Here is a 25863-nt window from a genome sequence, read left to right as displayed (position 1 = left end):
GAATTCCGCCGATCCGCGTCGGCGTGTGAGCGGGAATCCGCCTCGTGCCTAGCAGGAGGTTCGGCTGGGTCGCAGCAAGCCGTACCTTGCCATTTTTTCGTTGAGCGTCCGCCGTGGCACGCCGAGACTTTCCATGACCGCCACAACCGACCAGTTGTGCTCCAGCAAAGACGCCTCGATCAGCATGCGCTCATAAGCTGCGACACGCTCGGAGAGCGAGCGCCTTGCGCCCGCTCCTTCGGCCCGCCGCAGAATTTCCGCGACGCGGCGACCCGTTGCGGCCAGGCCGAGCGCGTAGCGTTCAGCCACGTTCTTCAATTCCCGAACGTTGCCTGGCCAGTCATGGGTCAGCAGCGCATCGAAATCCTCGGCTCCGAGTGGGGTCAAGTCACGGCCGCTGCGCCGGGCGGCTTCCGCGGCGAAATGCTGGAATAGCAGCAGCACGTCGTTGCCCCGTTCGCGCAGCGGCGGCAGACGGATCTCCGCCGCGGCCAAGCGGAAATAGAGATCGGCACGAAAGCGGCCGCTGCGGCTGTCGGCCGCGAGATCGGCCTTCGCGGCGGCGATCACACGGACGTCGATCGGGATCAGCCGGTTCGATCCCACCCGCTCGACCACGCGCTCCTGAAGAACGCGCAGGATCTTGACCTGAAACGCGTGTGGCATGCTTTCAATTTCATCGAGCAGGAGGGTTCCGCCGCTGGCATGTTCGAACTTCCCGATGCGAGCCCCGCGTGCGCCGGTAAACGCCCCCGCCTCGTGACCCAGCAGTTCGCTCTCGAACAGCTCGGCGGGGACGGCCGCGCAATTCACCGCAACGAAAGGAGCTCGTGCCCGCGGACCAAGGTCGTGCAGTGCGCGAGCGACGACCTCCTTTCCCGTGCCGCTCTCGCCGAAGAGGATCACGTCCCTGTCGTGCTCGGCGAGCTCGCCAACGGACTTTCGCAGCGTGGCCATCGCTGGCGATGTCCCGAGGAGACGTCGCTCCAGCTCACCTTCGGCGCCGAGCCGGCTCGTGAGTTGCCTGAGTTGACGCTTCAATCCTGATTGTTCTGCCGCCCGTGCCAACACGGCAGACATATGATCCGGGTTGGCAGGTTTCTGCAAAAAGTCGTAGACGCCCTCGCGCATGGCCGCTACCGCGAGTGCAACGTCGCCGTGAGCAGTCAGCAGTATGACCGGAATGTCGGGATCGATGCGCTGCACGTCGCGCATCAGTTCGATGCCGGATCGATGCGGCATCCGGAAGTCGGTCAGTACCACGTCGGGCAGCTCGGCCTGAAGCATCGAAAGCGCCTCGTCCGCATTTCGGGCGGTGCGCACGTCGAAGCCGCCCAGCTCCAGCCATTGTCTGATCGAGCTGCGAACGATCTCCTCGTCGTCGACGACAAGAATCGATTTGCTCATCCACATACCCCGATAGATCTAGGCCGGCGCGGACGGCGCCGGCAGGGTCACCCAAAACCGGCTTCCGATTTGCGGTTCACTCTCAACCGAAATCGTGCCTCCGAGCTCCCTCACGATTCCATAGCTGATTGAAAGACCGAGGCCGAGCCCTTCACCGATTTCCTTGGTGGTGAAGAACGGATCGAACAGCGACTTCATGTGATCCGCGGAGATTCCGCTCCCGGTGTCTGCGACCTCGGTCGTAACGGTGCTCCCCGCACGACGGATGGAGACCGTGAGAACTCGGCGCGGGCGATCACGCATCGACTGGACCGCGTTCGAGAGCAGGTTGACGAAGACCTGCTCCAGACGGATCGGGTTCGCTTCGACGTGAGCCGGCTCCGCGGGCAAGTCCAGGACAACCTCGATACCTTCATTTCTGATCCGGTACTGCAGAAGCCGCATCGCATTGCCAAGTGTCACACCGACATCAACTCTGCTGGTTGCCCCTGTCTCCTTGCGCGCGAACATGCGCAAGTGACCGATCAATGCCATCATTCGCTCGGCTATGGACGACATCAAGTCGAGGTTCAAGGCCGTTCGTTCGATCTCGTTGCGCTGCAACAAGACTCGGCTGCTTGCGATGTAAGTGGTGAGTGCCGCGAGTGGCTGGTTGATTTCATGCGCCACCCCGGCCAGCGCCTGTCCAAGACTGGCAAGCTTCGCACTCTGCACCAAGCTCTCGTGGGTTTGTCGCAACTCCTGTTCGGTGCGCGTCCGTTCCAGGACTTCGCTCGTCAGCTGACGATTGGCTTCGCGAAGCTCCATCGTGCGCTCCGCAACACTTCGTTCCAGCAGCTCGTTTGCTTCGCCCTTGGCTTTCATCGATTGCCGCCATTGATAGGCTACAAGTCCAAGCAGCTGTACCGTGAGAACGGCAAAACCGGCTGTGGCGGCGACCGTCATTGCATGCCGTCGCGCGTCTCCGATATCCGAGAAGATCAGGAGCTGCCACCCATGCGCCGGCAGATGCCGCGCACGCAGCGCATATTCGTGGACGTCATTGTCGTCGCCCAGTCCGACCGATACGTTGCCTGATGCCGCCGAGGAATGCAGGATCGGGGCATTCTCGATCGTGTCGCCGAACTGCCGGGACTTGTTGAGACGCGCGACCGCGCTCGAGGGCAGCGTTTGCAGCGGGTGATATTTCCACCGCGCGCGGCTGGCCAGGATCACCACACCTCCTTCATCTTCCATGGCCACCAGATCACCGGCCCTGACCCAATCGGCTTCCAGCGGCGTCAAATCGATCTTCACGACGGCGACCCCGATCGTAAGCTCGCCTTCCGTGATCCGTTGCGACAAGAAGTAACCAGGCAGGCCGGTCGTCACCCCGACGGCATAGAGCTGCCCTTCCCCGTCACGGATTGCGCTCTGGAAATAGGGGCGAAAGTCGTACGCATGCCCGACGAAGCTCTTTGCTCCATCATAGTTGCTTGCTGCCAGCGCCACCCCTGCCGTGTCCAGCACGTAGAGCTCGGCCGATCCCGCGGCCTGATTTAGCGACTTGAGATAGCGGTTAGCGGCTTCGACGACTGCCCCGTCGCCCGGTGTCCGGAACAGCCCGCGCACCGGGTCGGCGAGTGAAAGAACCGTGGGCAGATATCGGAAGCGGGCAACGGTTGCATCGAACGTGCTGCCGATCAACGTGAGCCGATCATCGGAATCGCGGCTCATCTGCGCGAGCCCAGCGCTCAGGGCCAATCGGTAGGACAGCAGCGCGACTCCCACGATTGCCAGGATGGCAATGGCCGCGATAACCGGCCAAGCCCTTGAGAGCTCACGCGGCAGTTCCAGTCGGCTCGAAAACCACGCCGACATTGATACACTCCCGCTCACGCCAGGGCTCGAATGATGGACCTGACCTACGCTTCGGTCACCTCGCGAATTCTCCCCCCGCATGCCGGATCCAGAGCTTCACCCGCAACCGGAGTCTTGGACCCTCTTACAGGTCGAAGGTCGATGTGCCCCAGGCATTACGGTCAAAATGAGATCTATATGGCCGCGGCCATCGTCCAGCGTGACCTGGCCTCCCTGATGAGCTCAGGCAGATCGACGATCATCCGGCACATGTGCGTTTCCAATTTGGCACACGCACCTTTCGGATCTTGATCGCGGAGCAATTCGATCAACTCGAGACATTCGCGTACCTGGGCGCCTTGATCCGGGCTTTGCAGGATCGAGAGGCATCGGACATACCGGCTGCGATCATTGAAGTTCCGCATCATTCTCAGCATCTGCTCGTTTCGCGACAGCTGCGTGATCTGCTCGAAAACGCTTTCGATGGTCATCGCATGATGTTTGACGCACTTCGTTGCCGAGTGGCCCACTGCAACGGCTTCCACTTTCATCAAACCCCGGCCGAGACGCGCGACCGAGGACGGATCGAGTGGCCTCGTGATATTGTGCTCAAGAACCAGCCGGGCAAATTCATACAGGTCCTGCAGCTCGGACGCGTTCGGAACCTTGGAAAAGAAGCCTCGCTTCGCGATGCTGTCGATCAGTCCCTCGCCTTGCAGGCGCTCCAGCGCTTGGCGCACAGGCGTTGCGCTCGCATTGACGCGATCCGCCAGATCGTCAATGTGCAGATGCTCTCCCGGAAGCACCCGGACCTTGCTGTCAGGGACCAGATCATAGTGGATGACGAGGTCCTTGAGCTTAGTGTAAGCGGTGTCTACCTTGCTGATATCCCCGTCTGTATCACGCATGCCACGTCCCCTTGAACCACCCTAGGCGGACGCAACTTGCCGGCCGCAGACGTAGCACCGGAGAGGCGTATGCCTTGTTCCCGGAATGCTCCGACCGCGCCGACGAGCACGCATGAACGGGTTCGGCGACGCCCGACGTCGAACCCTTGCCCTGCTACTCGTTGTCCGCCCATGACTGTCATTTTTTTACACACTGTAAGCTTACGCACTCATTGCAGCCGTCACCATCATAAAAACTATGCAATCGATGTGTACTGGTTCACTGGAGCATGCTGAGACGGTGTCTCATCGCGTAAGCGGTTGCAGCGGCGCGCGAGCTCACGCCGATCTTCATATATATGTTCGCAATGTGTCTGTTGACGGTCGGCACACTAAGGCGTAGTTCCGCGGCAATGGCCTTGGAGCGGCTGCCGGCAGCGAGCTTGCTGAGGATCTCCATTTCTCGCGGCGAAAGATCATCAGGGCCTCGCGCGTATAAGTTGCGCGGCCCGACCTCGACTCCCTCTATCCGTGCTCGATCGACACGCTCCTGCCAGCTTCGCATGCCGAGTGCTACGAACTGCTCGCGTCCCCGCTGCAGCAGCGCATGCGAGGACGGCTTGTCGCCTGAAGTTCCCGTCACGATCGCCTCGTCAAGATCGACGAGCGCTCGGAGGCAGACCTGGCCTGCCCGCTCAAGGTCGCCGCGGGCCTTTGCGAAGTGTGTGCATGCCGCAACCGTGTGACCCTGAAGGGCGGCCAGACGTCCGAGGATGAATTCACGGCATTCACCGGCTGCACCGATCGTGCTTCCGTGTTTTGGAGTGCGGACCAACGCTTCGAACCGGCGCGCGCGCTTGACGTCCTCACGCTGCCAGGCGGCGCAGACCCCGAGCCCAAGTGCATCATCCGACAGTTGTCTGTCGCAATTTGTGTTCTCCAAGGATCGGAGCAGCGCCTCGATGCGAACGTCATATTCGTTTTCGCCAGGCAAGAACGCTTCAGTCAGAGCGGCGAAGCCGAGCACGATCTGTCCAAGGCGCACCGGATGATCCTTGACGATCTGCAGCGCACGCGAAGCGATTCTGCCGATTGCCGTCCAGTCGCCACCATACAAATAGGCCCGCCATGCGACCGCGGAAAGCTCCAGGGCGAGATGCAACCGGTGCCACGGTCCCAGTCGGACAGCCAGCGCACGCGCGTCGCGCAGCGCCGCGTCGGAGCTTGTCAAATGGCCCAGGCTCGCCTCGGCAATCGCGAGAGAGGTTAAGGCCTCGATCTGGCCAGGAAGCGACCCGAAACACTTGGCATCCCGCAACAGGTCGTGCGCAGTTTCGACCCCCATGGCGAGTTGTCCATGCCGATAGATCCAATCATGGGTGACGACCTCTCGAGCCCGGATGATGGCCGCCGGACTCTGCCATTCGGCGGCCCAACGTTGCACCTGCTCTGTCTGTTCGATTGATCGAGGAGCATACAGGTCGAGCGCCGAGGCACGGTCCTCTTCGTCTCCAAGCTGATGAACGAGATCGAGCGCACGCGGATCCGGCGCGTGGTAGATCGTCTCAAACGTCCCGTCATTCCATCGGCATCGCCAGTGCTGTCGGAGCACCTCCAATCGGGCCCAGTGCAAATCTCGGCGAGCACCGCAGGCCTCCAGTCCGCGCTCCACCAGAGGCTGCCACATCTCGGTGGGAGCGCCGGCGTCGCGCAGCCTGCGGGCAATCGTCACCAAGAAACTCATGATCCATGATGGCTGCCGCTCCCAGCATCGGCCGAACAGAAGGCGCGACGTCGCGTCGGCGGCTTCGACATCGAGTGATGCGGCCTGGGCAAGCGCGAGATCACGAAGCATCTCGTCCGAGACAGCATCGCCTGCGAGATCGCAAGCGATCCGAAGGAATGCAGCTTCGTGCTCGCTGATATAGTTCGCTCGCGCGCGCTCGGCTGCCTTCAGTGCGAAGACCCGGCCGATCTCGGCACCCGCGATGCGCTGTGAAGCGTGATACTGATGTGCAATCTCTCCGGGATCGGCATCGAGCTCGGCGAGACGCGTCGCCGCGCGCCGATGCAAGATCGCTCGCCGGTCGGGGTTCAGTTCGTCGTACATGGCACGCCGCAGCAACGCATGCGCAAAGACGTAGCCATCACCTCGCACGACGAGGACCCCGGCCCTCATCGCCTCGTCGATATGGTCGAGAATCGTCTCTTCGGAATCCGATATCAGAAGCTGCAATCGGCCGAGATCGAAGCCTTCCGGAAATATCGCAGCGATCCGTAGCATCCCCAGGGTCGGCCCCGAGAGCCGCGCGAACCGTCGCGACAGCAGCGGACGCAATCCGGCCGGGATGCCGACACCGTTGGTCACGAGATCGGCGGGCCATTGGCCCTGGCGCCCCGGAAATCTTCCCTCCTCGACGAGGTGGTTGAAGAGCTCGCGCACATAGAACGGATTGCCGCCAGTCTCACGATGAATTGCCGTCGCAAGCGATGCGGGAAGCCGCTCGCCAGCCAACGACTCAAGCATGCGCATCGTGTCCGCAGGCTCGAGCGGCCGAACCGCGATCCGGTGAAGTTCGCTCTCACGCGCCATCGCACTGAGTTCCAGCGGCTCGCCACCGGTCTCGTCGGGACGGAGGGTCATGACGGTTAGCAAGGGGAGAGATCGCGTCGAGCGTAAGCAATGCAGCAACATCGACCAGGATTCGCGATCGGCCCAGTGCAAGTCCTCCAGCACGAGCAACAGTGGAGATTCGACTGCAACCGCATGAAGCAGATGAACGGCGGATTCGAACAGCCGAAACCGCTCGTCCGGTCCGGAGAGTCCTTTGAGAGCAGGAAGATCCGCAGCGGCCGCGAACGCCGGCACCAGGCGAGACAGCGGCCGAATCATATCATTGCGAGCATGGTTGAGGAGTGTCGGCTGCTCGCGAGCCCATTGGGAGAAAGTGTCGGCGAACAATCCATAGGGCAGAGGTTCGGCCATCTCGTAGGCGGCCCCCCTCGCGACACAGAAACCGCGCTGCTTCGCAGTTAGGGCCAGTGCCTCGACCAGACGGCTCTTGCCGATACCAGCCTCTCCTATCAGGACCGCGCCGACAGCGCGTCCATTCGTGCTCGGGAGAAGCTCGCGAAGCCGGTTCGACTCCTGGTCCCTTCCTATAAGCGGAACACCGCTATCCTTCATGCGCTAACCAATGGCCAACCTACACGATACTCTTTCATGGCTGCGGCACGACGCACTGCCGCCCGTGCGATTCAACCGTCTCCGACAACTTAAGATTGCTTTGAGAAAATATCAGCTCGGCACGATAATACCAAGCGTCAAATCAATGTTGCGCTGCGCATATGGGACTCATCTCGCGAAGACTGTCGCGCAATCGCGACCGGCGAGACCCGAAGGACTCAGATCGATCACGATCTCCATGGCCAGTTCAGCCAATGATTGCTTGCCCTAAAAGACACACAACCATCATGAGGTGCAACTACAAAACTCAACCGAAGCATGAAACATCATTGAGTCGTTTTCTTGACGAAATTCCCCTGGCCCAACGAGCTGGCGATCGAGGAATCGCGGCGACGCCGTTCTCGACTACTCGGCGTCGGAGGCGACGCACACATGGGCCAAGCATCTGCTGCAACGCCGGAGAGAACCATGCGTTCGCATACAGGCTCAGGAGATGGCGATGGCCTCAGGAGATCGCGGGTCCTTCATATCGTCCAACAACGCACCTTCAGCGTTCGGCGGCTTGGTGCCGAACCCCGACGCGCGAATCATTTCGGAGCGTCGGATTGCGCGCATCGGAGCCGCGGCAAACCAGTGACGAGTGCGGCTTGGCACATGACATCCGGCACGCAGATCTACTGAACCGAATGTCAGAACCGTTCCTTAGGGCCGGAACGATTCGATGTACTTGATCAAACCCTTGGCGCCGAAAGAAAGTCCGGAGGTCCACGCGTCGCGGGGACGGGCCCTCGCCCATTTCTTTGCTGCACCACTCTTCGCAACGGACCCGACCGCTGAACGCGTTGCAGCAAGGCCGACCCCGACAGCGACACCGACATCGGGACCAATGAGCGCCCAGTTCCCCGCGTGAGCGTGTACATCAGCCGCTACCAGATTGCCCGGAACGAGCCCAATCGCGCCGACAAATTGAAGGCCTTTTCCGGATTTGGTTGATGTTTCCCAACTTGACTTGGTGGGAATATTTACAGTTGGAGGAGCCAAGTCCTTCTTGTTTGCAGAGCTGGCCTTATTGTAGCTCATCAATTCTTTCGTCGTGCGCCCCGTTCTCCGCGCCACCTGCACCCATGTCAGCCTGCCCTTCGACGGATCTTGGACGTCACGATTATCGTAGACGCGGTCGACCGAGAGCTTGTCACCGACCCAAGCCCCGGCCCGCGGAAGCTCGTAAGTCTGGGGGATCCAAGTCCGGTTCTCGGACACGATCTTTCTGACTGTTGTGCCATGCTCCTTTGCGAGATCTCTCAGAGATTGTCCCGGCTGGAGATCGACGGCTTGCTTTTGCCCGGGAACGTGCAGATTCTGGCCGCTCATCGACAACAGACGTCGGAGAGGCACACCGGTTTTTTTGGCGATCTGTTCCCATGTCACGGCTGTTGGGTTGCTGGCCGACGAGGCTTGGCCCGGAACGTCAATCCGCAAAGGTGCACGACTGTCCTTGTTTGCCGTGATCAGCTTCTTGATCCCGACACCATGCCTGCGAGCGAAACTCTCCAGTGACTCGCCTGGTTGCAAGCGATCGGTCGTTGCCCCGCGAAGCACGCGGCCACCGCTCGCTGCATCATAAACCCGTCGTGGTGGGATGGACAAACCACGGTGCCCGTTCGCCTCCAACAGCCGCTTCAGGCTGAGTCCCTGATCGGTTGCAAATTCCCCGTAGGTCACGCCATTCGTGACCTGACGAAGCCGCTGAGGAACCAGGATCTCGGCGGGCGCTACATTCTTGGCGTTGGCCTTGGCGATCGATCGCAGCGAGGTGCTGTGGCTGTCGAGAAACTCCTGCGGGCTTTGACCGGCTTGCACGCGTGCGTCATCGACTGCCGGAACGGATGCGCCTGCGGAATCCTTCCGAGCGGGGATCGACCATCCATGCCGATCCAGGTTCAGCGCCACGAGCGTCTTGACATCGACCCCCTCGCGCTTCGCAATCTCGGCCCATGTCGCACCAGAACTGTTGAGAGCGGTAACTGTCGGATTGATGTCTTGAACGCCAGGATTGCTTCGCGTGAGGTCGCGCGGTATGAGGCCAAGCCTTTGGGCAATGCTGACCATCGTATCGCCTGGCAGAACGTCGACTTTCGTCCCGCGCGAGCGCATCAGCGCTTGGGAGCTCACACCATTGCGCAAGGCGAAAGCTGCCTGCCCAAGACCGAGCAAACCGTCCGATATGGCGGCGGCCCTGTCTGTATGCCATCCACTCGCAGCCTTCATGAAATTGATCGAGGCGTTGGTCCCGAAACTCGAGGCGACGACGGCGCGAGCCGCCGCTTCACGAGACGACCCGAGCCACGTCCTAACCCGCGCATGCGCCAGGGGACTGTTGAAAAACGCGCGACCTACTGGATTAAGATCAGCGATGGCCTCGCTCAATGCCGGCGCACCATGCGTGGCCAACACCAGTTCGCCGGCAACGGCTGCCGATGCTGCGGCCGGCGGAGCGGCAGCGACCCATTCTCTCAATCGATTCGCGATGCGCTTGGCGCCGCCTCCCGCCTGAGGTGTCGTCGAGGCGGCCAGAGCCCAATCGGCCGCGTGATCTTGGCTGATTGGCGTATCCTGCAACCCCAAAGCGGTCTGCCGGAACGATGCGAGTGCCGCTGGATCGCCTCCGAAAACCGCCTTGTGGAAGTCGGTCTCCCCCATCCGGTCGCGAATGGCCTCCGCGATCTTTGCCTCCGTCGCATAGGGCGATGTGCCGCGGCGCGGCACGACCTGCGAGGCGAGAAACTCGGTCACACCTTCGTTCAAGTTCGAATGTGGCCGGCTTGAATCAACGACCAAGGTGCTTGCGAGCTTCTTGAACGATTCCGAAGTCAGTGCATGCACCGCCTCGTGCGCGACCACGTCCGGGCTCAATCTGTCGGTCCGCACATAGACGCGATGCCCCCGATCCGATGCGATGCTGAAAGCATCGACGGCCGCCGGATCGTGCTGGCCGCCGGCTTTTTGATATGCACGGGCGAAATCGGCAGGATCCATGGCCTGCTGCCGGATGCCATTCGGCGCTGAGCCGCTCGTCCGACCTTGATAGGCGTCAAACACCTTCCTTCCCGCGTCGAACGCAGCGGGCTGTCCGGCGAGGCCCGCTTCGGTCGCGGTGCGGGATCTGCTCTGCTGATAGTGATGAGAAGCCACACCGGAAACTGTATTGAGTCCGATGGACAGATAGTCTTGCGTGGTCGGCGCCTTGCCTGACAGGAGGCCGGGACCCGCAGTCAGCATGGTGTTCGCGCCCAGCTGGGAGGCTGTCTGATAAAGCGGGTTCGACACGAGGCCATTCGGCCGTGCCGCGCTTGAGGTCCGCACGGCGACCTTGCCGTCGACGAACTTCGTCAGACCGCCAGTCACGCCGGCCATCGCGACATTCTTGAAGTACCCCGAGAATGCGTCCTTCATCTGCGCGTTGGCTTCGTCCTGCGTGAGCCGTCCCTCGGAGAGCTGATACTGGGACTCGACGTAGGTCCCCGCGACGTTGCCGAGGCCCATGACCCCCTGATTGGCGACCATGACCGTTGATCCGGTTGCCAGCTTCGAGACGACCGAGCTTGCAGCCTGGTCGAGGCCGCGCGTAACGAAGGCCTCCGTCGCTCCGCCCGTCAACGCCCCGCCTGCTGCGCCCAGGGACTGCACGCCCGATACGGTCGCATCGACGCCCGCCTGCTTCACTTCATCCCAGCTGCCGCCACCTTGGAAGAAGTTGTTGGTCAGCGCCGCATCGAGGGAGACGTGAGAGCTGCTGTGAATGTCGCCGCCACCGAACACAGTCGCTGCATTCTGGGCCGTGTCGATGGCTTCTGCCGTTCCCGTTCCTACCAAGGTGCCCGCTGCGAGGGCGGCCAAGACAGGCGCGCCGGCTCCGGCCGTGGCCATGGTGACAGCGGTCGCAGCCGCGGCGATCGCGACGTCGCGCACGACTTCCTGTGCACTCGACCAATTGGCGTCGGTCTTGCGCTCGTTCTCGAACATCCGGTCATTCTGGGTGGCCAGATTACCCATGATTTTCAGATACTCGCCGTTGACCTCCTGGGCAGTCATCCCTCCCTGATTTTTCTGCAGGGCCGTGAGCGCCTCTTTCTTGTCCTGCAGATCCGACTCGAGCTCAGACCGGTTGGCACCGAACAGCCCCCCGACCCAATCGCCGCCCTTCTGCAGAAGGCTGCGGTTGCCGAGCGCTTTGTCTTCCCTGTCGATGGCATCCTGCAGCTCATGCAGCCCTTGACCGATATCCACTCGCGCGTTCGCGTCCTTGAGGCTCGCAAGCTGCTCAGCGACCGCGCCATCGCTCAAGGCACCCGGATGCTGCGCAAAGAATGTATTGTACGCATGCGAGAGCGCGCTCTGGTCAGCGGCCGTTTGCGGATCAAGTAGATTTTGCGGCAACGTCAGCCGAAACTGGGAGTCCAGCAGCTGATATTGAGCCAGCTTCTGTTGAAGTTGTGCATATTGAAGCGATTGCTGAGCCGTCGTCAGGGCGCTGCCCGCTTTGGTGAAACCCACAGCCTGTACATTGCCAGCTTGTACCAAATCAGTGTTGGCGGACTGCCGCGCGGTTGCGACCGCCGCCTCGCTCTGTGTGACACGATAATCCTGAACCAGCCTGTTGGTCGTTGCAGCCAGCTCTTTCGTGATCAGGCCGGCCGATGCCGCATCAGTTCTTGCCTGCGCTATCTGCTGCAACACCGGCGAGTTTGAGGGCAAGGGAACATGGCTATAGGTCTGCTCCAGATTAGCCAATGTCGTATTGCGCCGGTCGGCGTAGGCAAGCCCGGTTGCCGACTTGAAGCCCGCCGTCGCAATGTCGGACATTGTCGAGAGCTCGCGCAACTGATGCTGCGCTTGGTTCAGCTTGAGCTCCGTGGCGGCCGTCGGATTCTTGATATAGGCGGCCTGCGCATCCGAGACGGCCTGGTGGCCCTTGATCAGGGCGAGGTCGGTCCCGACTTTGTTCTGATAGGCGCTTGCCTGATCGTAGTCGATCTTCGCCGTGGTAGCGGTCTGCCGGGCTTGCGGGGACAATTTGGCAAGATCGGAGTCCTGCGCTGCCTCAAGATCGGTCTGCGCTGCCGCCGCAAATGCCACTCGGTGCTGAGCCGCGGCCCAGCCTGCATTCTGGTAATCAGCGTTCCCGTTCGCGAGCTTGAGATCGAGCGATGCCTGCTGCGGATCGCTGCCGCGCGTTGCACGTACGGTGTACCCCAATGGATGCAGAGCGTCGTTCACCCGATCCTGGGCATCCTTCGCAACCGTCCCGTATTTCTCGGAATTCGAAGCATAATACTGGAGCTGGGCCTTGCCCTGCGCGACCATGCCGACATCGGCGTTGAGCTTGCTCCGCGCCACGGTGAAGTCGTCATAGGCGCGCAGCTGCGATGGCGTCAAATTCGCCTGGGTCGGATTTTCGTTCTGGTCGATCGTGACACCGGCTTTCTTCAGCGCTGTGGAAGCGCTCTCGAGCTCTTTCTTGTCCGCCGCGGCCTGCTGCCCGTAGACGACGCTTTTCCCTGCCGCAAGGTCGGCGCTCGCGGCATCAAGCTTGCGCTGGTCCGTCGCCAGCTTGTGTTGCTGCGCATCCTGCTGCTGATTCAGCAACGACAGACGGTGCAATGTTCCGGCGCTGATCCCCCGGTCCATCTCGGTGTCCAGACGGCCGAGCTGCGATTTGGTCTGCTCGAGAGCAGCCGTATCGGCGGTGACCTTGGCCTTTCCCGCGGAAACCTGGGCCGAGGCCGCGTCGACGAGCGGGGCAACTTTCCGCGCGACTGGATCTTTCACGGTGACCGGCGGCGGTGCCGGCTTGTAGTTCGCTGCGGCGGCGTCGATGCGTTGTGCAGCACTCAGATTGCTCTTGGCCGAACTCAACACCGCCTGGTCGGCGGTGACTTGCTGCTGAGCGGCCGCAACCTGCTTCTTCAGATCGCTGATATGGGCTTGATGCGCAGCCGCCGCGGCGCCCGCGCCGCGACCGTACCCGATCGGAGCCTTCGTTCCCTGCGCATCATTCAGTTCGGTCTGCAGTTTATGCAGCTTTCCAGCATCACCGTCGAGAGTGGTCTGCGCTTTTGTCTGAACAGATTTTGCCTGCGAAACGGCGTCCGGGACCGGCGCCGCCGGCGCCGGGGCGGGAACTCCCGGACATGTTGCCGCCGCTTTCGGCGGAGCAGGCGGGCCAAGCAACACAGGCGTCGGCTGCAGAACCGGACCTATGAAAGGCCGAAGGGGCTGAAAGAGCGGCGAAGGTGCGGTCGATGATGATCCAACGCTGCGCGCCGAATTGCGATCGAGCATGCCCGACGATGATGCCGCGGACTTCGGCCGCGGAGGTGGCGGGGGTGGGGGCGGAGGAGGAGGCGGACTGGCGACAACCGAGCCACCTGCGTCATCTATCCGCATTCGTGCGTCTCCCCGTTAGCGGCGGCGGCTCTGCTCTGGCAGACGCAGTTCGTCAGCCATGCAGCCCGCTCGGCGATCATGTCCGAGCGACAGTTTAGGGCATCAGCCGGCGGCCGATCCGAAATATATTGTGAAAATACTGTCGGGCAGCACGGCTACACTCAGGATATGCCGCTCGCGCGCAAGGCCGACACCACCGGCTGGAAAAACTCCTCGGTGATGTAATGGTCCTGAGCGATGCGGCGATCGAGTTCCTCTGCGAGGTCTGGATTGCGGAAACGAGGAATGCCAAGCTCAGCCGCAGCTTCGGTGAGATTGTGCGCACGGACGGAACGTCCTTTGCACACGAGCCTTGGGACCTGTGTCTCACCCGGAACATAGCGCAACCCGACCATCACATCGTCGCCCTCAATGACCAGTGTTGCGCTTTCGATTCCTCCCCGCCCTCCCCCGTGCGCCAGCGATTGACGCTGACGGCGTTGTGCGGAGCGCACCTCCGGCAGGCCCTCCTGGTCTCTCCGCTCGCGCTTCGCCTCGCTTCGTGTCATCCGCATCTCGCGCATGAACAGTCCGCGCTGCAAGAGAACGTCGATAAGGCCGCCCACCATCAGCACGACGATTGCCGCGACGACGAGCGGTGCCATCACCGCCCCGATCACCGGCGCGAGGCACGAAAGGCCGCATCCTGGCGTGTGAACCAAGGAGTTGAGCGACATCTCGAGGACGAAAACCGAGATCGTGACGAGCAGGGTCGTCTTGACCAGACTCTTCACCAGCTCGATCAGGCTCTTGAGCGCGAAAATTCGCTTCAAACCCTTTGTGGGATGCAAGCGCTCTGCGCGGGGCTTGATAGGGTCAAGGCTGAAGACGATCCCCTTGGTGACGGCGACGTTGACGACGAGGGACATTAGGACGACGATGGCCGCCCCCCTTGCAAGGTATGGCACGGCGGCTTCGTACATCATCGTTCCGATCGTGCCCGCAGCTTCCCGAAACGGTTGCCCGCCCGCATCGCCCACGAGCATCATGGCTCCCCGTAGCCGCGCGAAAAGCTCCGGCAAGGTCAGCCAGAGATAGAGCAGCATGGACGACAGGCATGCACCGGCGACCATATCGGTGCTGCGAAAGACCTGTCCCTTTTCGCGCGCCTTACGTAACTTCCGCTCGCTCGGAGGCAGCGTCCGCTCCTCAGTGCCGCCATCCTCGCTCATCGCAGGAACTGCCCTAGCTGGTCCAGGATTCCGGTCAACTCTCCAAGCTGAGTACCGAAGTGATCGAGCAGAAAGGCCGCATAGAGCGGCAGAACCAGGAAATAGACCAAGTTGCGCGCCGCCATCGAAAGATCGAACACATTCAACTGCGGTGCGAAACGGGCAATCACCATCAGCGCGAACATCGCAACGAACATGGCCGCCAGCACTGGGAATGCCAGGATCAATGCCAACTGCAGCACGCGGACGAGCATTTCCAGCGCCAATAGGCCGCTCTCCGCGCGTAGCAACGGCGCGAGCTCAATGACCGGCCAGAGCCTGTAGCTGCCATAAAGGGCTTCGACGACGCTATGAAAGCCGTCGGCTGCGACGAACAGAACCACCGCAGCGAGCATAAAAAGCGTGCCAGACGCGGTGGACTCGGTCATGGCGTTGGGATCCTGAAGCTGGGCATCGGGGGCCTGACGTTCGTAGTCGAGCAGGTCGCCCGCGACCTCGGCGGCCCAGAACGGGATCCCAAGCAGCAGACCAAGGAGCCCTCCGATGATCGCTTCCTTGAACCCGACCGCGACCAATCGCAATGTTTGCGTGCCGATCGGAGGAAGCACCTCAACAAGTCCGGTCATGACCGGTAGCGAGATCGCGACCACGAAGGCACCACGAATCAAGCCGGTCAGCCCGAGGCGAACAAACACCGGAAAGGTCATGACGAAGGCGCTGGGACGCGCGATGGCGAGCGCCAACGAAAGAAGATGACGGAAGACGAGATTGGCCCCCGCCTCGATGCTGTCCAACGGCATGAGGTCAAGCCCCATCGCCACTCCGCGTCGCCCATGTCCCTCCGAGCACGATGAAGGGAAGGCCCGTCAACGCGTCAGTGCAGGAAAATCCGCAAGGATCTGATCGGCATATTGGATCAGCGGTGCCGCCAACACTGCGCCGAACACCGCCAGCGTGGCCACGACGGCAATCAGTTTGATCGTCTGCGGCAGCACCTGATCCTGAATCTGGGTTGCGGCCTGAAGAATTGAGACGAAGAGGCCAACAACCATCGCCACACCCAGGGGAGGCATGGCAAATATGAGAACGACCGTCAGACCCCTGACCAGATGATCGACGATTGTCGCTTGGCCCATTGCTTCCCCTCCCCATCTCGCAGGCTATCCGTAACTCAACACCAGGCCATGCATCAGCTTCGACCAGCCCTCGACCATCACGAACAAGAACAACTTGAATGGGACGGAGATCGTCGATGGCGGCACCATCGACATGCCAAGGGACATCAAGACCGCGGACACCACGAGATCAATCGCGATGAAGGGCAGATAGAGCAGGAAGCCGATCTCGAAGGCGCGCTTGAGCTCCGAGCTCATGAAGGAGGGAACGAGGATAACGAGATCTTCGCTCGATAGCTTGGCTCTGCTGCTATCGGGCCACAAGCTGCCAGTGGCCGTGACGAAAAAATCTCGCTCCGCGACCGTCGTGAACCGGCTCAAATGTTCGCGAATTGGCTGGCCTGCCCGCTCAGCAGCATCTTTCCAGTCGGTAAAAGTTTGAAACTCGCTGGGCCGATCATTGACGCGCTCATACACGGCCTGCACCAGCGGCGCGCTGACATAGGCCGTCAGAACCAGCGCAATGGCATAGAGCACGAGGTTTGGAGGCGTCTGCTGCACTCCCAGCGCATTCCGAATCAGGAACAGCACCACGGCGATCTTGACGAACGATGTCATCGTCACGACGGCAAAGGTGACAAGGCCAAGCCCGGCGATGACCGCGAGAACAGCGAACAAATTGAACTGGGTCACGGCTTCAGCTCATTCGTGATTGAACAATCTGTTGATCCGCACGCCGATTGCCTCGCCGATCCTGACGATCTCGCCCTGCCCGATCCGCCGATTCCCCGCGTGAATCTCAATTGCATGTCGCGGATCCCGACCGAGATTGAAGACATAGCCGGGCGCGATCATGCGCAACTCGCCGAGAGGTATCTCGAGCTGGCCGATCTCAAATAGGAGCTTGATCTGGAGGTCGTCCAGGCTCACATCGTCTGCGCCTGTATCGACGCTTTCATGTGCAGTCATGTCCACAGCCGTCCAATGATGATGAAGATCGCCTCTTATCTGGTGCAACGTGTCCACCACTGTCGCGTCGCTTCCCTCGAAGCGACATGAGGTGAGACGACGCTCGCCGAAGACGGCGGCGACGCGTCCATCCGGCATCGCGTGTTCGACGATCACGACGTCTCCCGGCCGTAAGCTCGCAAGCAAGCGGGCGCTGACGCGCGTAGCACCAAGCCGGAAAGCCGCGCAGATCGGAACTCCGGCGGCAGCAGCCGGACCCAATGCTTGAACTTGATTTGCCAAGCGGGATTCGTATGGCTCTGGTAAAGACAGGTAAGCACTGAACGATCGTTCGCCAAACCTGCCGCGACACAGGATTCCAATCGAGTCCGGAACGCTGCCATCGAAGGAAGCATGCGTGAGGATGACGGGGAGGCCGAGCGTCTCCTCGATTGAATCAAGTATGGCGGCGCAGGCGAACTCGATCAGAAGCAGCAGATCGGGCTCGGCAAGCGTAGTTCGAGGCGGACCATCAATCGCCTGCAGCGTTGCATCGATCACCTCGACAGGCAGACTTACGGCGCATGGATCACCGCCGATCGTAAAATGAAGACGACACGCCGGCCGGCTCGAAACGCCCGAGGAGGCGCCCGAGAAGGAAATCCGCAGCGGCAGACCTGCCAACTCGCAGGTGAGTTCAGCCAGCCGCCGACACCAACGACGGGCACGTAGAACATCAGCAATGGATAGCGCGTCCGGATGAAATTCGGTGATCTCACCGTCAGGCGCTCCGCGCCTGCGAGCGGGGAATGGCGCGTTCATGCTTGCCGCCCCGCCGCCCTGCCGTCCGAATTAGCCATCTCCTCTAGCAACGTCTCACGGTCCTCGCGACGGCGACGTGATTGCTGCGATAACTCATCCCACTTGCGACGCCTCCGATGAGCCTTCACGAATTCGAGGCGTAGACCCTGAACTTCGTTACGCGCATGGTCGAGCGTACGGATGCTCGCAAGGCGCTGCTCGGCAAGCGCCATTGCCAGCGACTCGAGGCGCCTGAGTTGCGCGTCAAGTTGGGTGATCTCCCGCGCGGAAATTGGACGCCCTACCATCTGCTGGTAGATCTGACGTTCGCGTGCGCCACGCGCCGCTGCTTGCAACGCAAGCGCATGATTGATCTGCGTCAGTTCTGCAGTCGCTTCGACCTGTGCCTCCACGCCGCGCTGAAGCGCGGAATTCGCCCGCCGCTCCCTCTCTCCGAGAACGATCCGCATCCTGCGTATGCGCGTGAGCAGTGGATCGTACCTCATGACGCGAGCTGCTCGAGTTGATGGATCGTGCGATCCCACGGAACGACCTCGCCGAGGCCCTGCCGCAGAAAGGACTTGATAGCATCCTGCTTGGCGATCGCCTCATCGGCGATCGGATCGGATCCGGCCTTGTACTCCCCAACCTGCAGCAGGAACTCAAGCTCTGCATAGCGAGCTATGAGTTCACGCACCCTCCTGGCTGCAGAGCGATGACGGCTCGTCACGACCTGATCCATGACGCGGCTGAGGCTGGACACGATGTCAATCGCAGGGAAATGCGCCGACTGTGCGAGCTTAGGTGACAACGCGATGTGCCCGTCCAGAATGCTGCGCGTCTCCTCCGCGATCGGATCCGCGGTACCATCCCCCTCAACCAGCACGGTGTAAAATGCAGTGATTGAGCCGGCGACTCCGGGACCGGACCGCTCGAGCAACTCGGGCAATGCCGCAAACACCGACGGCGGAAAGCCCCGGCGCGTCGGCGGCTCGCCCGCGGCCAGTCCGATCTCACGCAATGCCCTCGCAAAGCGAGTGACACTGTCCTGCACTAGGAGCACGCGTGCGTTGCAATCCCGGAAGTACTCCGCGATCGTCACGGCGACATAGGCAGCCGTGACGCGCTCCGTCGGCGGCCGGTCGGAGGTTGCGACAATCACGACTGATCGCGCCCGAGCCGCTCCGGCCAGGCAGCGCTCGACCATTTCTCGAACTTCGCGCCCACGCTCGCCAATCAGTGCGACAACGCAGACGTCGACGTCCGCGTTCTGGACGATCTGGGCGACAAGCGACGATTTGCCCGCGCCGGGTTCGCCATAGATGCCGATCCGCTGCCCCTCGCCGCAGCTGAGCAGACCATCGATCGCCCGGATACCAAGTGACAAAGGGCCGTCAACGAGCCGCCGTGCCAAGGGCGCCGGCGCAGCTCCGCGGACTCGTCGAATCTGGTCGAACTCGGGCCATCCTCGTTCCTGAACGTCGAGAGGGCGCCCGAGCCCGTCGACGACGCGGCCGAGCAGCGCTGGCCCAACCATGATGCCGAGGGCCTGCCTTGTCGAGACGACTTCCGTTCTTGTTGAGAGACCCGCCACGTCTCCGAGAGGCGTCAGCAACGCGACTCCGCCTTCGATGCCCACGATCTCGGCCCGCAGATCAGGCGAGGCATGGGCAGAACGGAGCAAACAGATATCGCCAACACGCGCATCGGGAACGATCGCCCTGATGAGGGTCCCCGACACCTGAATCACGCGCCCGCGGATCGGGCGCAGTTGCGAACGGCCTGCAGCTTCACGCAACTGCGGCAGGATTCGCGCGAGTCGGTGCGTGGCAGAGCCTGCCGGCATCATGGCTCCACGCCCTCGAAACCGGCACGCAGCGCCAAGGCGAGCTGCTCCAGTTGAGCGTCAACGGAAACATCGATCTGCCCGAACTCGCTCCAAAGCATACAGCGCCCCGGCGCAAACTGCGGGTCGGACACGATGGTGAGCTGGTCGGCCCCATCCTCCAGCAGCGTCGCCACTCGTACACGGATGGACTCCATCTCCTGCGGCGCAGTCATCAGCACGAGGGCCGTACCGGAACGGATCTCTTCGAGTGCTCTGGTGATGGCGCGCGCGGCGAGATCGTCCGGCTCAAAACTTCCGAGGATCTCCCTGATGATCTCGACGACGAGCGTGATAAGTTCGTCTTGCAGATCGGCGACGAAATCATCAACCGTGACCTTCGTTTCCGCAATCAGGCGAGCCGCCTCCTCAACTCCCGCGAGACGACCATCCTCAAAGCCTCTCATGCGCTGCTCTTCGAACGCGAGCCGGGCCTGCGCGGCGATCTGCTCGCATTGCCGCCGGGCGTCGGCAAGAGAGGCAGCCGCGGAAAACCAGGTCTCCGCCTCTTCGGCTCGAACCACGGGTCCGAGCGGATGGAACGTGCCGACAGGCTTGTCACTCTCGCGGGCTTTCACGGCACCATCCCATCGGCTAGAACGCGATCAACAATCTCCGGACCAAGCTGCTGGTGTCGCCGCGAGACCGAGGAGCCCAGCGGCGAGTTAATCGGAAATCGAAGAAGGATGCGGCTGCGCAAGGTGGCGGGGAGTCGCCAGATTGCGGCATTGAGACATTGCATCCCATCACCTCGGATGAGGTCCGCAAGCGCAGATGGATTCGGGGGGCGATCGGGTTTGGGCGACAGATCGATATTGGCGAGCGCGACCTTGTGGAGTCGGGAATCGAATTCTCCGAGATGCTCCCGGAGCGTAGTCTTGAGGACCGTGGAACGAATTGCGTGGGCATGCCAAACACCGCCGGCCAGCTCACCGACGCGGCATAGTTGCTCGCAGTCGAGAAACGCAATGCGACTGCGCGTGTCAGCGACGTCGGCTGCCGTGCAGCAATCAAGCTCGTAATGCACAACGATCCGCTCTGAGATATCTCGGTGGAGTCGGTCGCAGGCGAGTATCCGTGCGGCAAGCCCGGGCGAAACGCCCGGTACGCACGCGAGAAATCGTTCAACGTGGATGTAGCGTGCCGGTAATCGACAAAACGTGTCCATATCCATCACCGGCCAATGCCCCACCGGCGCGCCGGGTTCGCAGCCACCGCCGACCTTCGGAGCACGCAAACCAAGGGATGCTCCAGGTTGCACAAGCCTACTCATTTGCCGGCCAAGCCCACTTCAATCGCACTAGGATACGACACGCAGCGGATCACGCGCCGGCATTCGCGCCTCACGACGCGGCGCGTTGCGTTGCGCATATCCCACGCGTGCCCGGCGCCAGAGCTGGAAGATTCCGATCGATCCCAGCAGCCCCACCCCTACCGCGGCTGACACCTGCAGGATGAGCGGACGGTCACGCAGGGCAGATCCGTCGTGAGATAGAACGGATGCCGTCGTCTCGATCGACGTGGAGGGGCTGACTTCGACGGGATCCGAACTGCCACGCACGAAAACCACGGCCACCCTGTCGTACGTCAGTCCTTCGACACTGTTGGCAATGAGGGTCTTGATCTGCGGTAGGAGCACGGCGATTTCGGCGCGCGCGTCGTGCTTGATGAACACCGATGCCGCCGACGACGGAATCTGATCGTGACGCAACGGGTCTATCTTAGGCAGCACCACGTGGACTCGGGCAGAGATGACTCCGTCGATCTCCATGATCGTCCTTGCCAACTCTTGATTGAGCGCGTGAATCAACCTGACTCGCTCCTCTGTGGGTGACGACACCAGACCATTGCTTGAGAATATGCTGCCCATGTCTTCGAACTTCGCGTGCGGCAACCCGGACGCATTCAGCAGCGTCACAGCGTCGGCAAATCGCTCCTGCTCGACCCTGACAGTATTGCTACCGTCCTTTGCCTGGAGTCGGTCGGCGGCGATGCCGTGGTGCAGCAGAAGGGCCACCATCAGATTAGCCTCCTTCTCGCTCAAGCGGCTATAGAGCTCACCCTTGCAACCGCTCAGCATGAACGCCAAGCCCAGCACCAGCGCCAAATTCAATCCGCGCCCTCGAGCGGCCAGCCATTGTTTGCCGCAACCGGCCATTCTCATTGTCCCTTCAAGAACGTGTTGAAGATCCGGGTCGACTCGGTCGAGATTTTCGACATCAGCGTCGCCTCAATGGCAAACGAGAATGCGTGCTCCAGCATTTGCAGGGCCTGACGGCCCGCGTCTGGCTTGTCCGCTCCCAGGGCCGTTCCGCCAATGTTGGAAGACGCTGGACCGGATGCTGCCGGCTCCGGCATGAGATTGAGCTCGGGCGCGACATTGCGCTGGACCCGCTCGTACGAACTCTCCATCCACTCCATCACCTTGCCGCCGAGTTGGTCGACGGCGTGCTCAGGCTCCATAGGCAGTTTAGTGACCGATCTATGCAGAGCGTCCTGAAACGACTGCTGGGCGGCCGCTCCGGGCTCAACGGCTCCGAAACTGACACCAACTGTTCCGGAAGCTGTGACGCCACCCAACGGCGCAATCGTCGTCATGTCACCGCTCCATGCCGTCTCAGGACCCCTCGTGCTCTCGCCATTGCTCACTCCAAACAAATAATGACTCACAAGGACAGCCGGACCATGGCTTGCACAACGGATCAGACAGAGCTTTGCACGGCGCCCAGCGGGGCAGAGCATAATATTTTCCTAATATATTCTCCGACGCACCCGCGACCGCTGTGATTGAATGAGATGAGCTTGATAGCAACAAGTACATGTGAGTCTGCTCGTGGGTACGCGCGATCAACTACACGATTGCCACGATTGTTCCGCGACAAGGCCGCACGAAGGCCACGTTTTCCCATGCGACCCTTTGGCATCTCGGGTTCTGGTCCCATTGCGCAGCGGGGCTGCGATCGCGACCGTCTGCCTGACGCTCTCGGCGGCTGCAATCCACACCACGTCCGCAGACGCGGGTGAACCTGCTTGGCCGACCGAGTCCTACAGGTACACCATCGTCGACCAAGACCTTGGCAACGTTCTTCAGGAATTCGGACGAAATACCGGCCTGCGGTTAGAGGTGAGCCCGGAAGTACGGGGACGTGTGCGCGGGCCTCTGCCTGAACTCAAGGCAAGAGAATTCATCGAGCATCTATCCCGGAACTACGGACTCGACTGGTATTTCGACGGCTTCCGGATTTATGTCACTAGCAACAAGGAAGCTTCGAGCAGGCTCGTTCAACTCGGTGCCGTGCCGCTCCAGCGTCTCGAAGCCGCACTTCGCGATCTCGCGCTCTCCGACGCGCGATTCTCACTCAGATCCATCAAGCAGGCCGACATGGCCCTGGTCTCGGGTCCCCCGCAATACATCCAAGCGGTGGAGCGTACGCTCGCAGCACTGAAGCCTCGAGCTGACCAGCCATCGTCCGTCACCGTCTATCGCGGGGAGCACGTCCAAGTGGTCAAGCTCAACGCCCCAGGCGACGTGCCATGACGCAGATCAACGGGTTCGCAAGTCCTGCCAGATCGACCGGACGGATCAAAGGAGGGTCAGAATGGCCGTAGAAGCATCGAGCATGACGACCGCGATGGCAAGCGCCTCGAGCAGCAGCGAGGCAGTCTCGGCTGAGGATCAAGCAAAGTTCGAGGAGGCGTTTCTCAGCGCAATGCCGCAGGCGGCCGCGTTCATGCTCATGACTGTTGCTCAGGACGGTATTCAGGAGATGGCATCCGTTGGCGACGAGAATAGTGCAACCCCGGATCCGTGACGGAGCCTGCCGACTGACGCCTCGTTAGACCCTTTGCTCAGAACAAGACAGATAAGACATCGGATCGCAAACAAGGAGAGAGTTGCATGTCTAGGGTCAGCTCCCACGCATCATCCTCACGTGAAGCTCACACCGGTCACATGATGGGTCCGCACGGACACGCGTCGTCCTGGCCCGGCTTTGCAGGATTTCAGCCCACGCTCGGCGGGTCGTCAGCTCATCCGGCTCATCGCTGTGATGCGGGGGATTGGTGGCAGTCGTCGATGCCGCCCGCTTCGCAGCAGCAAGATCCGCGGACGTCTTCCATAGCATCGGACGTTCTTGGATTGGTCGCGGACGCAAAGACACCTGCAGACAAGGCGGCTCTGATCTCGGCGGCCATCAGCATCCTGAGGGGCGGACCGAGCCAGTGCGACGCGCGGAACAACGGCCGCGTTGCCAAGATCCTTGGTGACCTGACCCATCAGATCACGAATTCCACTGGGCCCAGCGATCCCGCCAAAGGTCAGCTGCTCGACGGGATCGCGAAGATCCTGAAGCAACTCGTGTCCGGCCCATCCCATCAACCCGGCGCGAACAGCTCGATACTCAAGACGCTGAATCAGCTCGTCAGCCAAGTCTCAGAGGCAAAGGGCCTTGACCAAGCGACGAAGAACAACATCCTCGACAAGCTTTCCTCGATCATTCTGCAACTCGCGGATTCAAGCTCGGGATCGCCATGCGACCGCTCCGCGGGACACCTCTCGGCCGACAACCATATCACCGACAGAGCTGAGTAAAGCAACGAGGCCTCATTCTCGCAACGCGACGAGAGCGATGAGACCAGGACGTTGAAGGAAGCGCGAGAGGCGTACCTCACAAGGTGCGCCTCGGGACGGGATCCAAGCCGCCGCTTCAGCCGAGAGGTGATCAGCGTGGACAACGCTAACGATCACTTCCCGGCTGGAGGGCATTCCCCGACAGCCCAATCCTCAACGCAACACGAACATAGAGAGATAAAGCGATGTCCCATTCAACAGGCTCCGTTTCTTCGACGACGTCATCGAACTCGAGCATCGATAGCGCGATCGCGAAGATGAAGAGTGCCTTCGACGAAGCGATCAAGACGAATGCCGAGATCACGACCAAGAAGACGCACTGGGGATCGATCGAGACGGTCGCGCAGCAGCGCCCGAACGTCGGCTGATCCAGCGATCGCCCTCGGACAGCTACCAACCGCTTACGGCACGGGGCGTTCGTACCGAGCGCTCCGCTGCCAACATGGCTGCTAGGCCCTGATGGAGAGGCAGAGAATGCCGGCATCACCGTCCCCATTCGAACTCACAATCCGATCGGGCCTTCATGCCGGGGTCAGGCAAGAACTCGACGCCGGGACCTATCTGGTGGGTCACTCGATGGACGCCGATGTCGTTCTCATGGATGACTGTCTGGCTCCTTTGCACGCGCGGTTCGCGCTAGAGGCGGACTGTTGCGAAATCGAAGGCACCGCAGATAATGTTCTGCTGAACGGCACCCTGCTCGGTGCCGGAGAAGCACGGATCAGTCGTTATCCGGCCGATGTCGTTCTGAATGGAATTCAGCTCCGCTTCACCCGCAAGCGCAGAACGACCCGCTATACCTTCTTGAGGTATGGACTCGGCACCGCCGCGATCCTGGTCTGTCTAGCCCTGCTTCTGCAGGGATTTCCCGCTGGTGCGGACAAGGTGCCCGGCGATGGCGGCTATGCCACAGCTGAGCGGCTGAGATCCCCCCGCTGCGACTCCGACTGTTCGACGAAATATCCGAGCAGGCACGCGCCCAATTCGCCCGCCCCCACCCTTACGCCCGCACGACTGCCCGGCCAGGACAGAACGGGACGGGCCGGCGCGGAGCCCGGCGCGCCGGTGGCGGATTTGAACAGCGCGGCGGACGCGCTGCGCCAGCGATTGCTGACTGCGGGCCTCACGACCGTCGAGATTGTCAGCGACTCAAACGCCATCACGGCGAGAGGAAGCATTGAACCCGCGGCGTTAGGCAGGTGGCGCGACATTGAGCGATGGTTCGACGGCACGTTCGGCATTGCCATCGTGTTGACGAGCCAGGTCGAGGCGAAATCTGTAAAGCGTAGCGCCCCTTTGACCGTTCAGGCGATTTGGGCCGGAAATGGGCCGTATGTCATTGATGGACGCGGTCAGAAGCTGTTCGCAGGCGCCGTTATCAGCGAAGGGTGGATCGTCGATCGAATTGAACAAGATCGGGTCGTATTGCGTCGCGGCGCAGACCTGCTCGCCGTGAGCTTGTAAGACCATGCCGCTCTGCGTTTCGATCAATGTGACGAAGGTTTC

Annotated in this window: 20 protein-coding genes; 4 read left to right on the top strand and 16 right to left on the bottom strand. The window is 61.5% G+C overall.

What is annotated here, in order from left to right; genetic code table 11:
* Positions 1–48: 48 nt before the first annotated feature.
* The 16 genes from ACQR13_RS03490 to ACQR13_RS03415 all read right to left on the bottom strand — a co-directional run bounded on the left by ACQR13_RS03490 (position 49) and on the right by ACQR13_RS03415 (position 22325).
* On the bottom strand, positions 49–1407 hold the full coding sequence (locus tag ACQR13_RS03490; protein ID WP_315715081.1) for a sigma-54-dependent transcriptional regulator: 1359 nt from the start codon (positions 1405–1407) through the stop codon (positions 49–51).
* 18 nt (positions 1408–1425) lie between these two features.
* Positions 1426–3267: an ATP-binding protein gene (locus ACQR13_RS03485; RefSeq protein ID WP_316202438.1), complete on the bottom strand. Its 1842-nt coding sequence runs from the start codon at positions 3265–3267 to the stop codon at positions 1426–1428.
* Positions 3268–3440: 173 nt separating this feature from the next.
* A complete protein-coding gene (locus tag ACQR13_RS03480; RefSeq protein ID WP_315825600.1) occupies positions 3441–4154 on the bottom strand; it encodes a GntR family transcriptional regulator in 714 nt (237 codons plus the stop codon).
* A 259-nt stretch (positions 4155–4413) separates the two neighbouring features.
* A complete protein-coding gene (locus ACQR13_RS03475) occupies positions 4414–7320 on the bottom strand; it encodes a helix-turn-helix transcriptional regulator (protein ID WP_316170070.1) in 2907 nt (968 codons plus the stop codon).
* 702 nt (positions 7321–8022) lie between these two features.
* Positions 8023–13662 carry a LysM peptidoglycan-binding domain-containing protein gene (locus ACQR13_RS03470; RefSeq protein WP_315751853.1) on the bottom strand — a complete coding sequence of 1880 codons (5640 nt, stop codon included), beginning with the start codon at positions 13660–13662 and terminating at the stop codon, positions 8023–8025.
* A 266-nt stretch (positions 13663–13928) separates the two neighbouring features.
* The gene (locus tag ACQR13_RS03465) at positions 13929–14978 is read right to left on the bottom strand and encodes an EscU/YscU/HrcU family type III secretion system export apparatus switch protein (protein WP_315751852.1); all 1050 of its coding nucleotides are present in this window, start codon (positions 14976–14978) and stop codon (positions 13929–13931) included.
* Positions 14975–15793: a type III secretion system export apparatus subunit SctT gene (sctT, locus tag ACQR13_RS03460; protein WP_315751851.1), complete on the bottom strand. Its 819-nt coding sequence runs from the start codon at positions 15791–15793 to the stop codon at positions 14975–14977. The genes ACQR13_RS03465 and sctT overlap by 4 nt, the downstream gene beginning before the upstream one ends.
* 51 nt (positions 15794–15844) lie before the next feature.
* Positions 15845–16114, bottom strand: a complete 270-nt coding sequence (gene sctS, locus ACQR13_RS03455; protein WP_315715074.1) for a type III secretion system export apparatus subunit SctS — start codon at positions 16112–16114, stop codon at positions 15845–15847.
* A 24-nt stretch (positions 16115–16138) separates the two neighbouring features.
* A complete protein-coding gene (gene sctR, locus ACQR13_RS03450) occupies positions 16139–16786 on the bottom strand; it encodes a type III secretion system export apparatus subunit SctR (protein WP_315751850.1) in 648 nt (215 codons plus the stop codon).
* 9 nt (positions 16787–16795) lie between these two features.
* Positions 16796–17863: a type III secretion system cytoplasmic ring protein SctQ gene (gene sctQ / locus ACQR13_RS03445; RefSeq protein ID WP_315751849.1), complete on the bottom strand. Its 1068-nt coding sequence runs from the start codon at positions 17861–17863 to the stop codon at positions 16796–16798.
* Complete coding sequence (locus ACQR13_RS03440) at positions 17860–18312, bottom strand: hypothetical protein (protein WP_315751848.1); 453 nt, start codon at positions 18310–18312, stop codon at positions 17860–17862. Before ACQR13_RS03440 ends, sctQ begins: the two co-directional genes overlap by 4 nt.
* Before the next feature lie 32 nt (positions 18313–18344).
* Positions 18345–19688 (bottom strand): FliI/YscN family ATPase, encoded by a 1344-nt coding sequence (locus ACQR13_RS03435; RefSeq protein ID WP_315729338.1) that lies wholly within the window; start codon positions 19686–19688, stop codon positions 18345–18347.
* Positions 19688–20305, bottom strand: coding sequence for a type III secretion system stator protein SctL (gene sctL / locus ACQR13_RS03430; protein WP_315715069.1), 618 nt, complete (start codon positions 20303–20305; stop codon positions 19688–19690). Before sctL ends, ACQR13_RS03435 begins: the two co-directional genes overlap by 1 nt.
* Complete coding sequence (locus tag ACQR13_RS03425) at positions 20302–20964, bottom strand: SctK family type III secretion system sorting platform protein (protein ID WP_315751847.1); 663 nt, start codon at positions 20962–20964, stop codon at positions 20302–20304. Before ACQR13_RS03425 ends, sctL begins: the two co-directional genes overlap by 4 nt.
* Before the next feature lie 63 nt (positions 20965–21027).
* Complete coding sequence (gene sctJ / locus ACQR13_RS03420) at positions 21028–21885, bottom strand: type III secretion system inner membrane ring lipoprotein SctJ (protein ID WP_434862578.1); 858 nt, start codon at positions 21883–21885, stop codon at positions 21028–21030.
* 2 nt (positions 21886–21887) lie between these two features.
* Positions 21888–22325, bottom strand: coding sequence for a hypothetical protein (locus ACQR13_RS03415; RefSeq protein ID WP_315751845.1), 438 nt, complete (start codon positions 22323–22325; stop codon positions 21888–21890).
* A gap of 343 nt (positions 22326–22668) precedes the next feature.
* Here ACQR13_RS03415 and ACQR13_RS03410 point away from each other — a divergent pair, with 343 nt between their 5' ends.
* From ACQR13_RS03410 to ACQR13_RS03395, 4 genes are all read left to right on the top strand, one after another.
* The gene (locus ACQR13_RS03410) at positions 22669–23265 is read left to right on the top strand and encodes a nodulation protein NolW (protein ID WP_315751844.1); all 597 of its coding nucleotides are present in this window, start codon (positions 22669–22671) and stop codon (positions 23263–23265) included.
* A gap of 61 nt (positions 23266–23326) precedes the next feature.
* A complete protein-coding gene (locus tag ACQR13_RS03405; RefSeq protein WP_315751843.1) occupies positions 23327–23539 on the top strand; it encodes a hypothetical protein in 213 nt (70 codons plus the stop codon).
* Between the two features lie 263 nt (positions 23540–23802).
* Complete coding sequence (locus ACQR13_RS03400) at positions 23803–24318, top strand: hypothetical protein (RefSeq protein WP_316186535.1); 516 nt, start codon at positions 23803–23805, stop codon at positions 24316–24318.
* 513 nt (positions 24319–24831) lie between these two features.
* On the top strand, positions 24832–25821 hold the full coding sequence (locus ACQR13_RS03395; RefSeq protein ID WP_316189443.1) for a SctD/MshK family protein: 990 nt from the start codon (positions 24832–24834) through the stop codon (positions 25819–25821).
* The last annotated feature ends 42 nt before the right edge of the window (positions 25822–25863 follow it).

Source organism: Bradyrhizobium sp. HKCCYLRH3059, from assembly GCF_051168035.1.
Lineage (GTDB): Bacteria > Pseudomonadota > Alphaproteobacteria > Rhizobiales > Xanthobacteraceae > Bradyrhizobium.
This window is presented reverse-complemented; position numbering and strand designations above follow the sequence as displayed.

Coding starts and splice junctions, on each gene's coding strand:
- ACQR13_RS03480 (WP_315825600.1), bottom strand. CDS start 4,154: ATGCGTGATACAGACGGGGATATCAGCAAGGTAGACACCGCTTACACT.
- sctJ (WP_434862578.1), bottom strand. CDS start 21,885: ATGGCCGGTTGCGGCAAACAATGGCTGGCCGCTCGAGGGCGCGGATTG.
- ACQR13_RS03415 (WP_315751845.1), bottom strand. CDS start 22,325: ATGACGACGATTGCGCCGTTGGGTGGCGTCACAGCTTCCGGAACAGTT.
- sctT (WP_315751851.1), bottom strand. CDS start 15,793: ATGGGGCTTGACCTCATGCCGTTGGACAGCATCGAGGCGGGGGCCAAT.
- ACQR13_RS03440 (WP_315751848.1), bottom strand. CDS start 18,312: ATGCGGATCGTTCTCGGAGAGAGGGAGCGGCGGGCGAATTCCGCGCTT.
- ACQR13_RS03400 (WP_316186535.1), top strand. CDS start 23,803: ATGCCGCCCGCTTCGCAGCAGCAAGATCCGCGGACGTCTTCCATAGCA.
- ACQR13_RS03395 (WP_316189443.1), top strand. CDS start 24,832: ATGCCGGCATCACCGTCCCCATTCGAACTCACAATCCGATCGGGCCTT.
- ACQR13_RS03435 (WP_315729338.1), bottom strand. CDS start 19,688: ATGCCGGCAGGCTCTGCCACGCACCGACTCGCGCGAATCCTGCCGCAG.
- ACQR13_RS03475 (WP_316170070.1), bottom strand. CDS start 7,320: ATGAAGGATAGCGGTGTTCCGCTTATAGGAAGGGACCAGGAGTCGAAC.
- sctS (WP_315715074.1), bottom strand. CDS start 16,114: ATGGGCCAAGCGACAATCGTCGATCATCTGGTCAGGGGTCTGACGGTC.
- ACQR13_RS03465 (WP_315751852.1), bottom strand. CDS start 14,978: ATGAGCGAGGATGGCGGCACTGAGGAGCGGACGCTGCCTCCGAGCGAG.
- ACQR13_RS03405 (WP_315751843.1), top strand. CDS start 23,327: ATGGCCGTAGAAGCATCGAGCATGACGACCGCGATGGCAAGCGCCTCG.
- ACQR13_RS03470 (WP_315751853.1), bottom strand. CDS start 13,662: ATGCTCGATCGCAATTCGGCGCGCAGCGTTGGATCATCATCGACCGCA.
- sctQ (WP_315751849.1), bottom strand. CDS start 17,863: ATGAACGCGCCATTCCCCGCTCGCAGGCGCGGAGCGCCTGACGGTGAG.
- ACQR13_RS03490 (WP_315715081.1), bottom strand. CDS start 1,407: ATGAGCAAATCGATTCTTGTCGTCGACGACGAGGAGATCGTTCGCAGC.
- ACQR13_RS03485 (WP_316202438.1), bottom strand. CDS start 3,267: ATGTCGGCGTGGTTTTCGAGCCGACTGGAACTGCCGCGTGAGCTCTCA.